The sequence below is a fragment of the Granulicatella sp. HMSC30F09 genome, from assembly GCF_001806915.1.
Lineage (GTDB): Bacteria > Bacillota > Bacilli > Lactobacillales > Aerococcaceae > Granulicatella > Granulicatella adiacens.
Window position 1 is genome coordinate 44,452 of sequence record NZ_KV786419.1, and the last position, 14,303, is coordinate 58,754.

The window sequence follows — 14,303 nt, forward strand, 5'->3', positions numbered from 1 at the left end:
TTTCCTGCTTCTGATGTCCAGCTTTGTACTGGGTTACCTTCTGCAGTTTCGCCTTTGAAGATTTGAATTTTAGCATCCGCAATTTCAGTTCCGCCTAAGTTTACTTTACTGAATGTAATCTTACGTGGGAGGTCATCGTCTTTGTCAGTGATTTTAAGAGTTGAACCTTTAGCTTCTACTTTATTATCTTCACCTTTAGAATCTTTCTCGCCGACTTTTGTTACGGTCACTGTTCCATCATGGTTTACTGTGAACGTAATGTCTGTTACTTTGAGGTATCCTGTTGGTGCTGCTTCTTCATGGAATGTATATGTTCCAGGCGTTAAATCTAATTCCTTAGATTTTCCAGCTTCTGATGTCCAGCTTTCTACTGGATTACCTTCTGCTTTGTCACCTTTGAAGATCTTAATTTTAGCGTCTGCGATTTCTGTTCCGCCTAAGTTTACTTTACTGAAAGTAATCTTACGTGGGAGGTCATCGTCTTTGTCAGTCACTTTAAGTGTTGAGCCGTTGGCTACTACTTTATTATCTTCACCTTTAGAATCTTTCTCGCCAACTTTAGTTACCGTCACTGTTCCATCGCTGTTAACTGTGAAAGTAATATCCGTTACTTTAAGATATCCTGTTGGCGCTGCTTCTTCGTGGAATGTGTATGTTCCAGGCTCTAAATCTAATTCCTTAGATTTTCCTGCTTCTGATGTCCAGCTTTGTACTGGATTGCCTTCTGCAGTTTCACCTTTGAAGATTTTGATTTTAGCATCCGCAATTTCAGTTCCGCCTAAGTTTACTTTACTGAAAGTAATTTTCTTCGTACTTGGAGGAGTCTTTCTATTTTGGACTTCGCGAGTTACAGCTTTATCCGTTCCAAAATCAGTTGGATTAATTTTAATCTCCGTAGTTAACTTATCATATCCTGCCGGAGCTTCAATCTCACGAATCGTATAACTATCACGTAATAATTGATTTACACTAGCATTTCCATCTGCTCCTGTAGTAAGTGTTCCAACAACAGCTTGGTTACGGTCACGAACTACTTCAAATTTAGCGCCTTGTAAAGGTTGGCCAGCTTCATCCACTTTATGAATGTTAATTGTGAACACATACCCTTCTGCAACCCCACCTGCGATTTGATAGGCACGAGTACTCGTAGATTGGTCAGTTAGTCCACCGTTATAATTCATATTGGCTTTGTTAGTAATAAGTTCTCCATCAACTAAATCATAATTTGCCTTAGCACGATACTCAATCATATAACCAAAGCCAGTAGTATCTCCTAATGGAAGTGTAAATCCATCTCCCGTAGCATTTGGAACAAGTTTACCTTTGAAAGTATTTGTTGAATCTTCAAGAACCTCATATTTCCAGTCTCCATTATTCCAACGCCAATTTACTTTATAGATTTTAAATGTGTCAGGTAAAAACTGCATATTTGGAGTTGTAAACTTATCCGTTATAGTTACATCTCTATAATTTTCCATATTACGGTTAACCGTAATGTTATATCGAATCACATTTTTTTCGTCTTTTTCATATTGGAAAGAGCTCTTCTCAATTTTTGAGTCATATTGTCCTGGAGGTCCATTATAACGAACCTTTCCTGCAAATAGAACATTATGTCCTACTGTTACGTTCACATTCACTTCTTTTCCTTCAGTCACAACATCATGATCTATACGAACATAAACGAAAAACTTTCCGTGAACACCTGACTTATTCTCTACAAAGTTCGTATAAGTCAAAGTGATTGTTTTACTTGCTGCATCTAAACTACCCGTAGCTACAAGATTTCCGTCTCCATCACGTAATTCAATATCTGATGAGTTTGAAAAAGCAATCTCAGATGGTAAACGGAGGGTTGTCGTATCTCCAGCATGCACTTTATTATCTGGCAAAGTAAAGTTTGCAGAAAGTCTAAACTCTTGCCAAATATCTAATCCTTGAGTCAAAGGATTACCAGATTTATTTTCAACACTAACACTGGTAATCACATCATTATACTCTGTGGCGTGCACTTTAGTAAGAGCAACGAAGGGTTGGATAAAGATCCCTAAACAAAGAACAATGATTTGAAACAAAGATCGTAATTTCTTATTCATACATTCTTCCTTCCTTTCTAAATATTCAATTGTAAATGTACAATGTAATTTTTGCTAATCCATTCCCAAATTGTGTGCTTTCCATTTTTTAGTGAATTTCGTAGCATTCTTTACCATTAAAATTTATCATAAATTTGATAAAATTTCTATAAAAACCAATTGAATTTTCACATAATTTTTAGGTAATATTTAGTTTTTTCCTGATAAATCATTAGGTATCTAAAAGAAAGTGCTGTCAAAAAATTGTGGGAAAATTTCCCGTTTTTCTTCAATCACCATAAGTATTATTACTGTCATTTTTTGACCCAAAAATCACTGACTAAACAAGTCATTCTAACTTTTTAATCATTGGAATTTATGGTTCCAGCAAAAACTATTAAGAAAAATAAAAAACCACCGGAAAACCGGTGGTATCATCGTTTAAACTTAAATTATAGTTTAACTACGTTAGCTGCTTGTGGTCCACGAGCGCCTTCTTCAACATCGAATTGAACTGCTTGTCCTTCTTCTAATGTTTTGAATCCTTCTGATTGGATTGCTGAGAAGTGTACGAATACATCGTTTCCACCTTCACGTTCGATAAACCCAAAACCTTTTTCTGAGTTAAACCATTTTACTGTACCTTGTTCCATGAACATTTCCTCCTTGTGCCATAGCACTTGTTTTTCATATTCTTGCTAATGGTTCGAAAGGAGTAAATCTTTACACTATTTCTATACCTAACAAAAACACAAGTTCAGTATACCATCTACGAAACCTTTTTACAAGAGGATTTCCGAATTCGGATAGAAATTTTATGAACAATTGAAGTTTTATGCGTTTTTTCCGAATGCTTTCCTTATTTTTCACGTTTATTTTTCGTGAAATCTGAAATTCTTCATTTTCTTCAATTTTCATCTTTTCAAGAAAAATGAAATAATCATTTTATTTTTACAATACTCCGATTTCTTTCAAAGAAATAAAATGCTCTCCCCCCACAATAAAATGATCTAGAAGTTCAATCCCCATTAATTCCCCACAATCCATTAGTCTTTTGGTAAAATCAATATCTGCTTGAGACGGTTCAGGATTCCCACTCGGATGATTATGTCCAATGATGACACGTGCTGCTGAATATCTCACTGCTTCCCGAAAGATTTCTCTTGGATGAGCAACCGCACTATTTAATCCACCGATGAAAATCATTTTCTTTTTTATTACTTCATTCTTAGTATTCAAATAGAGCGCTACAAGATGTTCTTGATAGGCATCTTTTAACTCTTCTACAATCCACTGCCCCGCCATTTTAGAAGACGTGATTTTTCCTAGTTTCATCTGAGAAGCTTTGTTTAGTCTGGCTCCTAGTTCAATGGCCGCCTTTAGTTCAATGGCCTTTGTTCGTCCAATCCCATTAATGTGCATGAGTTCGTCCAAACTTGCCATCTTTAATGAATGTAAATCTTCAAAAGTATTCAAAACTACAATGGATAATTGTAATACATTCAAATCTTTAGAACCTGTCCTTAGTAAAATAGCTAATAATTCATGGGTTTCAAGCACTTTAGCGCCATACCGTTCGAGGCGTTCTCGTGGCATGGCGCTTAAAGGCACTTCTAATAATCTCGATTCAATCATTGTGACACTCCCTCTTTATTTTCTCTACAAAGAGTTACGATGTCTACTCTTCTTTAGGCTTACGGTTGTTCCACCAATGACGAACTTCGGCGATAAAATACAATGAGCCCGTCACCCATAATTCGCTCTTATCATCTATCGAGCAGGCAAACCGTTCGATGACGCCTTCAAAGCTTTCTTCAAAGGAAATCTTGGGAGAATCTAAGTACGCTTCCACGTCACTTCTAGCTATCGACAGGCCTCTTGAAGGATGGAAACTCGTTAAGATGATGTTCACATCTGGAAGAGCTTCTTGTAATCTTGCAAGCATCTGTTGACTATCTTTTCGAGTAAGCGCACTAAATAAGAGTGTCTGTTTCTTGCCAAAGCGTTCCGTCATGTTTTGTAAGAGTCGCTCGATGGCCGGCAAATTATGAGCACCGTCAATGATAATAAGTGGCGTGTCTTGCAACACTTCCATGCGTCCTGGCCATGAAACGACAGGGAGGGCTGCTTCGATGAACTCAGCCTGCATACTTCTTCCCGTTGCTTCCATCCATGATTGGAACGCTCGAATTGCAACGCTCGCATTTTCCTTCTGGAAGGCTCCTTGGAGAGCTAGCTGCTTCAGCGAAATCGTGAGTGAGGAATCTTGATACGAATCTTCAATTAGAAAGAAGGCTTCGCCAAATGCCTGCACAGCTGCGCCTTTTTCGCTAGCAACCTCATGAATTACATCCATACATTCACAGCTGACTGGCCCAACGACCACTTGTTGCCCAGATATAATAATCCCTGCTTTTTGCGCGGCAATTTCTTCTAACGTGCTTCCAAGTAAGTCTTGATGGTCCAACCCAATCGTCGTAATGACGCTGACGAGTGGATGGCCGACATTTGTATTATCTAATAGACCGCCAATCCCCACTTCAATAATCGCAAGGTCGACGGCTTCCTGTTGAAAGACAACAAACATCATCGCCGTTAATATCTCGAAATAGTTAAAGGCTCCCCACTCTTCGAATAAGCGGTGTTCCACCTCTCTTATAACCGATGCGGCATGCCAGAACGGATCTTCTTCAAGAGGCACTCCGTCTAGCTGGATCCGTTCTCTAATACTGTCCATATGCGGTGAAGTGAATGTCCCTACTCGCAATCCATGCGCCTTCGCAAAGGCCGTAACCATCGCAGCTGTGGACCCTTTTCCATTCGTCCCAGCAATATGAATACTCTTCAATTCACGTTCTGGATTTCCAAGTGCTTCTAGGATAGCCTCCATGCGGTACAATCCATGTTTGCGAGGAATAGTCTCGCTCTTTTTTAACCACTCTTGAATCATTCACTCACCTCCTGTTTTCCTCATTTATCATAACAGAAAATTGCCCACCGGAACATACAAAAGAGAGCGCATGACACTTCATACGCTCTCTGCGCCGTTCAAACGGATTAGATTTTCTTCAATGTTGCGATACGTTCTAACACTGCTTCACGTTGTGCTTGATAGTCCGCACCTTTTGCACGTTCAGCTTCAACAACCGCTGCAGGAGCTTTTGCCACAAATTTCTCGTTCGATAATTTCTTCTCGACACGATCCACTTCTTGTTGCAATTTCTCTGCTTCTTTTTCAAGACGAGCGATTTCGTCTTCGATGTTGATTAAACCTGCTAATGGCAAGTAAATTTCAGCACCTGTGATAACTGAAGTTACCGCATCAGATGGCGCTTCAACGTCTTCACCATACACGAATTCTTCTGGATTTGAGAAGCGTGCAATGTAAGATTCGTTTTCTTTCAAGACAGCGTAGTGCGCTGCGTCGCTTACTTTCGCAATGATGTTAATTGGTTTTGATAATGGTGTGTTCATTTCGTTACGAACCGTACGTACTGAGCGGATGAAGTCCATTAAGAATTCCATTTCTTCGGCTGCTTTTTCGTCCATTTGTTCTGGGTGAACCGTTGGGTAAGTTGCTACTACTAATGATTCCCCAACGTGAGGAACAGATTGCCAGATTTCTTCTGTAACGAAAGGCATGATTGGGTGTAATAGACGTAATGTGTTATCTAATACATATACAAGAATGCTACGTGTTGTTAATTTCGCAGTTTCGTCATCCCCTGCTAATGTTTCTTTCGACATTTCGATATACCAGTCACAGAAATCATCCCAGATGAAACGATATAGGAGACGTCCTGCTTCACCGAATTCGAATTTCTCGAAGAGTTCTGTCACTTTGCCAATCGTTTGATTCAAGCGTGTTAAAATCCATTTATCCGCAAGAGTCTTCTCACCAGTGATATCCACTTGGTCCGCTGTTAAGTCACCCACGTTCATTAATGCGTAACGGCTTGCGTTCCAAATCTTGTTGATGAAGTTCCATGCAGCATCCATCTTGTCTGTTGAGTAACGAACGTCTTGCCCTGGAGCAGAACCGTTTGCTAAGAACCAACGAAGCGCATCGGCACCATATTGCTCGATCACTTCCATTGGGTCAACCCCGTTTCCAAGAGACTTACTCATCTTTCGTCCTTGGCTGTCACGAATCAATCCGTGAATTAAAACGTTCTTGAATGGACGTTTCCCTGTAAATTCTAACCCTTGGAACATCATACGGCTTACCCAGAAAGTAAGGATGTCGTATCCTGTTACAAGTGTGTTTGTTGGATAGTAACGTTTGTAGTCGGCTGCATCTTCGTCCGGCCAACCCATTGTTGAAAATGGCCATAACGCAGATGAGAACCAAGTATCTAATACGTCTGGATCTTGTGTCCAGTTTTCGCTGTCGCTTGGAGCTTCCATGCCTACGAATACTTCGCCTGTTTCTTTATGATACCAAGCTGGAATTTGATGTCCCCACCATAATTGACGTGAAATTACCCAGTCGTGAATGTTTTCCATCCAACGTAAGTACGCATCATTGAAACGTGGTGGGTAGAAGTTTACAGTATTGTCGCCTTCCGCACGTTGCGCATTGATGGCTTGCTCTGCCAACGGTCCCATTTTCACGAACCATTGTTTTGAAAGACGTGGTTCAACGACGACATCTGTACGCTCTGAGTGACCAACGCTGTGTAAATGTTTTTCGATTTTCACAAGAAGGCCAGCTTCTTCTAAATCTTTCACGATAGCTTTACGCGCCGCAAAACGGTCCATGCCTTCGTATTTACCGGCTAACTCGTTCATCGTCGCATCATCGTTCATCACGTTAATACGAGGTAAGTTATGACGGTTCCCTACTTCAAAGTCGTTCGGGTCGTGCGCTGGAGTGATTTTTACAACCCCTGTTCCGAAATCTTGCTCCACGTATTCGTCAGCGATAATTGGAATTTCACGGTTCATTAACGGCAAGATCACTGTTTTCCCGATAAGCTCTTGATAACGTTCATCGTCTGGGTGAACCGCAACAGCTGTATCTCCAAGAAGTGTTTCTGGACGAGTTGTTGCGATTTCTAGGAATCCACTTCCGTCTGCTAGAGGGTAGTTCATATGATAGAACGCGCCTTCTACGTCTTTATGGATAACTTCGATATCAGATAATGAAGTTTTGGCTTTAGGGTCCCAGTTGATGATGTACTCACCACGGTAGATTAAGCCTTTTTCGTATAAAGTTACGAAGACTTTCTTCACGGCGTCAGATAACCCTTTATCTAATGTGAAACGCTCTCTGCGGTAGTCGACAGAAATCCCCATTTTTGCCCATTGTTCACGGATATGGCTGGCATATTCTTCCTTCCATTCCCATGTTTGTTCAAGAAACTTCTCACGGCCAAGGTCATAACGAGACAAACCTTCTCCGCGTAATTTTTCTTCTACTTTTGCTTGAGTTGCAATCCCCGCATGGTCCATTCCTGGTAACCATAAAGTGTCGAAACCTTGCATACGTTTTTGACGGATAATCATGTCTTGTAACGTTACGTCCCAAGCATGTCCTAAGTGTAATTTCCCTGTTACGTTTGGTGGCGGGATAACGATTGAATAAGGTTCAGCGTTTGGATCTTCGTTTGGATGGAAGACGCCTGAATCAACCCACCATTGATATTTACCAGCTTCAACTTCTTGTGGTTGAAACTTAGATGACATTTCTTTAGCCATTGATTTTCCTCCTTGTATCTTGTTTGTGTCCAATAAAAAAATCCTATGAAGACACTCTCCATAGGACGATTAAATTCGTGGTACCACCTAATATTCGCGTAAAAATTCATTACGCCTCGATGTTGGTAACGAAGTGTCGTCTCCGTACTCTATTACTGCATTTCGTAGAGTAAGCTCACAAGCTACCTTCAAATGAATATGCTAGGAAGTTGCACCAAGTCTTCCCTCTCTCGTAAACAAAGTCATTTTACTCCTCTTGTTCATCGCTCTAATATACAAAATATTCTACCATTCAAACCCGATGCTTGCAACAATATCGCGCTATCTTCTACCTCACATTCCCACTAGACACACCTTGATCTGCATCTTCTGGAATCCACCAATCCAAAAACTCTTTGATGGACCAATCCCAGAAATCCCATTCGTGTCCGCCGAAGTACTCTTTATACGTTAGCGACACTCCTTGTTCTTTCAAAAAGCTGCTATAGCTACGATTGCCTTCCAAAAGCCAATCTTCCGTACCACATGCCATAAAAATTGAGAGCGCGTCCTTACGCTCCATTGTTTGGACGGCATGATACAACTGATTGCCTTCCGCTACAAAGGTCTCCTCATCTTTGAAGACCGCCTCCAAAAAGCTTTTTCTTAAAAAGAACGGTGCTTCTGGAATCTCCTCAGGTGGAAGTGCCTGTCTCTTAATCGCGCTAGAGAACGCCCCAATCACGCTAAAGGTGTCGGGATATTTGATGCCGTTTCGAAGTGCCCCGTATCCACCCATCGAAAGCCCGGCAATGCCTAAGTCTTCCCGTTTTCGAGAAATAGGAAACATGCGACGTGAGATTTCTGGAAGCTCCACCCCGATGAATTCTCCATAGTTTGTATAGTTCCACGGTTGGTCTACGTAGAAATGATTTTCCCCCGAAGGCATAATCAAGACGAGATTTTTCTCTTTTGCGTATCGAAGAATTCGCGTCTGGTTGACCCAGTCCTGTTCGCTGCCTAATACTCCGTGCAGTAACATCAACGCTTTGTACGGCCCTTCGGAAAGATACTGATTATTAAAATCCACCGCATCGCTAGGTAAGTAGACTGACAAGGGGATTGTTCTCATTAATGTTTTTGAAAAGAATGAAACGTGTAAAAGTGCCATAGGACACCTCCGTTAAATGATTATTTTTTTAAATATCGATTCACTACTGGCACTAACCCAAAGATAAACGACAATTGAACGACGGATTTTTGCCAAGGCTCCCATTGCTCAAATCCAAAAAAATGATTCATGATGAGGAAAAAGGCAGTAGCAGCTACCATCCCAATAAAGACGACAACTAATCCGTGATTGAGCCTTTTGAACTTATCTGGATTATCCCGATTTACCCAAGTATAAAAGGCAAGCCTACTAACCATCACACTCAAAAAAAACAGTGCGATATCTCGACGAAATACTAGCTGATAGATTGCATTTGCGCAACTAGTGACCCCAAACGCAATGGTGACAATTTCTCTAGCTTTTTGACTCATTTCCAACAGCCCCTCTCCCTAAAAACGGATTCCTGAATTTATCTTTATTATACTGCTCCACCAGCGTTTTTACTATACTTGCTCGTAAAAAAGAACCCAGCATCGCTGCTAGGTTCGGCTGGTTTAATTAATTTTTGTGGCACATAACGGATTACTGTTTCAAGAACTTATCTAACTCTTCATAAGTAAAACCACCACCAAATTCATATTTCCCGTCTTTTTTTATAATAGTGAATTTCATTCTCAAGTTTTCATTCCCGTTAATCAAAAGCTCAGAATTAAGGCCCCTATCCTCTACAGATGGCATTTTATCCACATTAACCTTGTAAGAACGAATTTTCCCCTTCTCAGTAAATGCCTATGGATCCAGCTTTAGAAGCTCCTCTTTTATCAAAGCTACTATTTCTGGCCTCTTCATTTCTTCGTCTCTAAGATAATCATCCGCCTCTCTAGAAATAGAATAGCTGTTAATTTGATAATTTTCCGATTCCTTATTCTTGTCCTCAAACCTCCCAGTACTCTCTTTATTACTGATGAGTAAGCCTATTCTTAAATCGGGATTCCCATTTATCGATATTTCAGCTTCAATTCCAAACCCCCATGAATTCAGTTGGGTTTTATCATAATCAATTTCATATGATTTGATGATATTGTTTTCGCTAACACCTCTATCACTAGTATCTTGATTTCTAATCTTTTTATCACTAACAACTATTCCATTAGGTTCTCTGATAATATTATTCTCTAAACTTCTTAGGGCTTTTTCAATGACTGCAATGACTTCTGGCTTCTGTAACTCTTCTCGAATATATACTTTCTCCCGATATTTCGAAATTAGTACTATGGCGACATATGATAATAGAATCCCTACTATGATTCTCCCTATTTTTCTCTTTTTCTTCATATGAGTACTCCTAAAGATTATTGTATTTCTTCTATCATCTTTTGTTCGTTACTTTTCTTTGATGGATTCTAATTGAAATTCCTTGTTTTTATAAAGAATATCTACTGGAAATCCTACAAAACAACCAATCAAAATCCAAAGCGTCAAAATAGTATTAAAAACTAAAAGTACCACACTTCCACCAATGCTAGCTCTTAAATAAAATAAAAAAAGAATTACATTAATGGAAAGTGGAATGTAAAACGAAAGATGTCGTTTGGACGTCGTTTTAAATGTTGCAACATATCTCTTTGGATTCGTAGGCAATCGGTCTGCCACGTATTTCTTTGACATCGTAGCTAATAATTTCATCAGTAGTGCCGCAAAGAGAATTGAAATCATAAAGAGGCTCACTTGAAAAATAATTTGTTGATGTAATTTTTGTTCTCTTATGAATTCAGTTAACGAGCGATACACTATATTCGCAAACAATTGACTTCCTGCTGTAATCGCAACGAAAGTACTTGATTGCAGATTCTTTTGTTCAAACCTTGAATCATTTTTATCGATCCCAATCATATCGACTGTTACTTTATCTGTTTGAACTCCAAAGCAGTAAAGTTTATTCGAAACTGTACTCACATCCATCAAATATTGATTACCCTTTGCGTCGGTCAACAGTTTATAACACATCGAATTAGCGTTAGTGATTGTTACTTCTTCCATATTCCACTCCGTTTTTACTGTTTTTCTTCGATAGATTCAAGTATAAAAATTTTATTATTGTACAAATTATCGACAGGGACTTCCACCAGCCAAACAAAAAATAGCCAAAATGCGAACATCATATTATATATCAATAATAATTCTCCCCAAGAAGGTGCTTTTGCGTAAAAGAAAAGGAGGACTGCAATAATGGCCAGAAAAATATAATAACTCGCATTGTTTTTACCTTCTGTTCTAAATGTAGCGATATACTTTTTAGGATTAGAAGGAAGTTTCTTTGATACCTTGAATCTAGAAACTCCTATCATTACTAGCGCTATTAAGAATGCCAAAATGAAAGTCCCTAGAATAATTCCGTACTTTAGAAAAGGCTGTTGGTGAATATGATAGCTATCCAGCATCCCATCCAGTAGTTTCGTTATCGACTTTGATAGGAGAGGTGTACTTGCGAACGCCCCTACACCTGCCACTACCGCTCCATTAACTTTTGTTTTCTTATCAAAAAGGCGACTTTTTTTATCAATCTCAACCATTTCAACACGCACTCTTTTGGGTAAAAATCCAAAACCATACACGTTGGGTCTGATGGTACTCGTGTCCATAAGATATTTTTTTCCGCTCGAGTCTGTCACGATTTTGTGACATATAGACTTCGAAGCGTTAAAAGTTAGTTTTTTCATAAATTCTCTCCGATTTTATTGTTTCTCTTCGATTGAGACAAGGCTAATATATTGTTTCTCATAGTCATAATGAATTGGCATCATGCCTAACCAAACAATAAAAAATAACAACGATAATAGTGAAATAGGGATTAAAAAGACTCCTTCACTCGCATTATTTGTGTTCATATAAAAAAATACAAAAATACCCACGAGTCCTATTCCAAAACAATAGGAAAAATCTCTTCTTTTGGCAAACGTGAATGTTGCAGTATATCTCTTTGCATTCTTAGGCAATCTTTCCGCAACTTTCTTCTGGGCTTGTTTGATGTAAATTTTTGCGAGTAAGTATGCAATAAATACCGTTAGAGCTAAAACTCCCAATTTCAAAAGTACTTTCTGATGAATATGATACACTAAGAAAATATCCTCTAATGTTCTAAGAATTGACCTCGATAGTGGTTGCACCGATACCACTGTTCCCGTGTACAGTGGTGAGGGTTTAGCTTTAAATTCAAAGTTTTGATCATGATAACCAAACTCCACCATCTCCACAGTTACTTGCTTTGGAATAATCCCAAAACCGTACACATTCGGTCTGACGGTGCTCGTGTCCATGATGTATCTCTTGCCTTTTGAGTCCGTCACTATTTTGTGACACGCAGACTTCGAGTCTTTAAAAGTTAATTTGTTCAAGGCTTCCCTCCTTTTTGTATAGATTATTTTATTCGTAAATATAAATTCCACCATCTCTTTTAATTCTTGGAGGATGTTTCATTCTAATATTTGATATATTAGGAATACTATCTTGTTGTTCCAATTTAAAATCAACTATTAGAATTGTGTCTGAATTATTGTTAAATTTCCCTTTTACCGATAAATTATATGACTCCGCAAAGATTCCATTGCTTACAGCTCCAACCTCTAGAGTATTCCAATCAAACTGTACAGATTCTATCTTTGGATATCTAGAATGGATCCACGCCACAATTTCTTCTTCGTGCTCTTTCAGCCACGCCAATTGTTTGTCTCTTGCTGTCGCAAAAATCGTGTTCTCTCTCCAGCTTGGATTGATTACGTTGAGCGCTGTTACGCCACCTACTGTCAGTAACAGTAGGGCGCTAGCTGTAATTGCTGTTTTCTTTTTCATTACGTTTCCACCTTTTTACTAATCATAATTATAGATGCCCTTCCCTCTTCTAATCATCGGCGGTTGATTCATTCTAATTCGAGATAAACTTGGAATGTCATCATTCTTTTCCATCAGAAAATCCACAATAATTACAGTTTTGGGATTATCATTAAAAACTCCGTAGACTGATAAATTGTACCCAATATTGGCCACCCCATTACTTACTGGTCCCACTTCTAAAGAATTCCAATCAAATTGAATAGTTTCAACTTTTGGGTATCTTGAATGAACCCACTTTACAATCGCATCCTCATGCTCTTTCAGCCATGCCAATTGCTTGTCTCTTGCTGTCGCAAAGATTGAGTTCTCTCTCCAGCTAGGATTGATGACGTTGAGTGCTGTCACTCCACCTACTGTCAGTAATAACAGGGCGCTAGCTGTAATTGCTGTTTTCTTTTTCATCATAACCCTCATTCCCCTTTAGTAATTTCACCATTCAAACAAAACATTTTGATTACTCATATGGTTTCCAAATCTCATCACTTTTTCTAAGTGGCGGATTATTCATACCCATTCTCGAAACACTTGGAATACTGTCTTTATTGTCTAATTTAAAATCAATGTGCAACACTGTCTCCGGTATGTTATTAAATTTACCCCTTACCGACAAGTTATATCCAACATTCATTACACCATTGCTCACGGGGCCAACTTTTAAAGTATCCCAGTCAAACTGAACAGTTTCTACCTTCGGATACTTTGAGTGAATCCACGCTACGATTTCTTTCTCGTGCGCTTTAAGATAGGCAAGCTGCTTGTCCCTTGTAGTCGCAAAAATTGTGTTTTCTCTCCAGCTTGGATTGATCACGTTGAGCGCTGAGACGCCACCGACTGTAAGTAACAAGAGGACGCTGGCTGTAATGGCTGCTTTCTTTTTCATACTCTTCCCACTCTTTTCTTTCAACTAACCTACTCAAAAATATATAGGCCTTTGCCCTTTTTTATGCTCGGAGGATTAATCATTCTAATATCTTTCATATTTGGAATGCTATCTTCATTGTTAAGGCTAAAATCAATTACCAAAACCGTATCAGGATTATCGTTAAACGTTCCTTTTACGGATAAATTATACCCAACTATTTGAACGCCATTGCTAATAGCTCCTACTCGATAAGTACTCCACTCAAAATCGACACTTGTGATTTTAGGATGCCTAGACTTAATCCACTTCACAATCTCTTCCTCATGCTCTTTCAACCATGCCAATTGCTTATCTCTTGTCGATGCAAAAATGGTGTTTGCTTTCCAGTCAGGATTACTTACATTCAAAGCAGCAACTCCACCTAGCGCTAATACTAAGAGCGTACTGCTGATAATTATTGCTTTCTTTTTCATATCTATACTCCCATCTTTTTTGGAGGTTACTCAAAATCATACACTCCACCGTCATCTTTTTTAATACTTGGCGGTTGGTTCATTCTGATTTGCGACATTTTTGGAATACTATCAGCTGTTTCCATTAGAAAATCTACAAAAATAATGGTTTCTGGAATATCGTTAAACGTACCTTTAACTGACAAATTATATCCAACATTCATTACACCATT

The 14,303-nt window shown here is 39.0% G+C and carries 15 protein-coding genes, 2 pseudogenes and 1 other annotated feature; all 17 genes and pseudogenes read right to left on the minus strand.

The genetic code is table 11. The features are described 5' to 3' along the window. Nucleotides 1-2,096 (minus strand): SpaA isopeptide-forming pilin-related protein (locus HMPREF3103_RS03695; protein WP_246826952.1); only part of this gene is annotated, 2,096 nt, incomplete at its 3' end. Nucleotides 2,097-2,527: 431 nt separating this feature from the next. Then, nucleotides 2,528-2,728, minus strand: coding sequence for a cold-shock protein (locus HMPREF3103_RS03700; protein WP_039849134.1), 201 nt, complete (start codon nt 2,726-2,728; stop codon nt 2,528-2,530). 298 nt (nt 2,729-3,026) lie between these two features. Beyond that, nucleotides 3,027-3,710 carry a RadC family protein gene (radC, locus tag HMPREF3103_RS03705; protein WP_005606977.1) on the minus strand — a complete coding sequence of 228 codons (684 nt, stop codon included), beginning with the start codon at nt 3,708-3,710 and terminating at the stop codon, nt 3,027-3,029. Nucleotides 3,711-3,753: 43 nt separating this feature from the next. Beyond that, a complete protein-coding gene (locus tag HMPREF3103_RS03710; protein WP_070437292.1) occupies nt 3,754-5,025 on the minus strand; it encodes a bifunctional folylpolyglutamate synthase/dihydrofolate synthase in 1,272 nt (423 codons plus the stop codon). Nucleotides 5,026-5,132: 107 nt separating this feature from the next. Beyond that, on the minus strand, nt 5,133-7,775 hold the full coding sequence (locus HMPREF3103_RS03715; protein WP_070437294.1) for a valine--tRNA ligase: 2,643 nt from the start codon (nt 7,773-7,775) through the stop codon (nt 5,133-5,135). A gap of 58 nt (nt 7,776-7,833) precedes the next feature. After that, nucleotides 7,834-8,048 (minus strand) — a binding site (T-box leader). 55 nt (nt 8,049-8,103) lie between these two features. Then, nucleotides 8,104-8,925, minus strand: coding sequence for an alpha/beta hydrolase (locus tag HMPREF3103_RS03720; protein WP_070437296.1), 822 nt, complete (start codon nt 8,923-8,925; stop codon nt 8,104-8,106). A 20-nt stretch (nt 8,926-8,945) separates the two neighbouring features. After that, nucleotides 8,946-9,302: a hypothetical protein gene (locus HMPREF3103_RS03725; protein ID WP_039849136.1), complete on the minus strand. Its 357-nt coding sequence runs from the start codon at nt 9,300-9,302 to the stop codon at nt 8,946-8,948. Nucleotides 9,303-9,447: 145 nt separating this feature from the next. Then, nucleotides 9,448-9,642: pseudogene (locus tag HMPREF3103_RS09520) on the minus strand (hypothetical protein); the annotation flags it as partial. A gap of 12 nt (nt 9,643-9,654) precedes the next feature. Continuing rightward, on the minus strand, nt 9,655-10,200 hold the full coding sequence (locus HMPREF3103_RS03730; RefSeq protein WP_070437298.1) for a hypothetical protein: 546 nt from the start codon (nt 10,198-10,200) through the stop codon (nt 9,655-9,657). 48 nt (nt 10,201-10,248) lie between these two features. Beyond that, nucleotides 10,249-10,905 (minus strand): DUF443 domain-containing protein, encoded by a 657-nt coding sequence (locus HMPREF3103_RS03735; RefSeq protein ID WP_005606987.1) that lies wholly within the window; start codon nt 10,903-10,905, stop codon nt 10,249-10,251. Nucleotides 10,906-10,919: 14 nt separating this feature from the next. Beyond that, a complete protein-coding gene (locus HMPREF3103_RS03740) occupies nt 10,920-11,585 on the minus strand; it encodes a DUF443 domain-containing protein (RefSeq protein WP_070437299.1) in 666 nt (221 codons plus the stop codon). Nucleotides 11,586-11,600: 15 nt separating this feature from the next. Next, nucleotides 11,601-12,260, minus strand: coding sequence for a DUF443 domain-containing protein (locus HMPREF3103_RS03745; protein ID WP_070437301.1), 660 nt, complete (start codon nt 12,258-12,260; stop codon nt 11,601-11,603). 28 nt (nt 12,261-12,288) lie between these two features. Further along, nucleotides 12,289-12,714: a hypothetical protein gene (locus tag HMPREF3103_RS03750; RefSeq protein ID WP_070437303.1), complete on the minus strand. Its 426-nt coding sequence runs from the start codon at nt 12,712-12,714 to the stop codon at nt 12,289-12,291. An 18-nt stretch (nt 12,715-12,732) separates the two neighbouring features. Beyond that, nucleotides 12,733-13,158: a hypothetical protein gene (locus HMPREF3103_RS03755; protein ID WP_070437368.1), complete on the minus strand. Its 426-nt coding sequence runs from the start codon at nt 13,156-13,158 to the stop codon at nt 12,733-12,735. Between the two features lie 52 nt (nt 13,159-13,210). Further along, nucleotides 13,211-13,636, minus strand: coding sequence for a hypothetical protein (locus HMPREF3103_RS03760; RefSeq protein ID WP_070437305.1), 426 nt, complete (start codon nt 13,634-13,636; stop codon nt 13,211-13,213). Nucleotides 13,637-13,665: 29 nt separating this feature from the next. Further along, nucleotides 13,666-14,091 carry a hypothetical protein gene (locus HMPREF3103_RS03765; protein ID WP_070437307.1) on the minus strand — a complete coding sequence of 142 codons (426 nt, stop codon included), beginning with the start codon at nt 14,089-14,091 and terminating at the stop codon, nt 13,666-13,668. Nucleotides 14,092-14,117: 26 nt separating this feature from the next. After that, nucleotides 14,118-14,303: pseudogene (locus tag HMPREF3103_RS09605) on the minus strand (hypothetical protein); the annotation flags it as partial.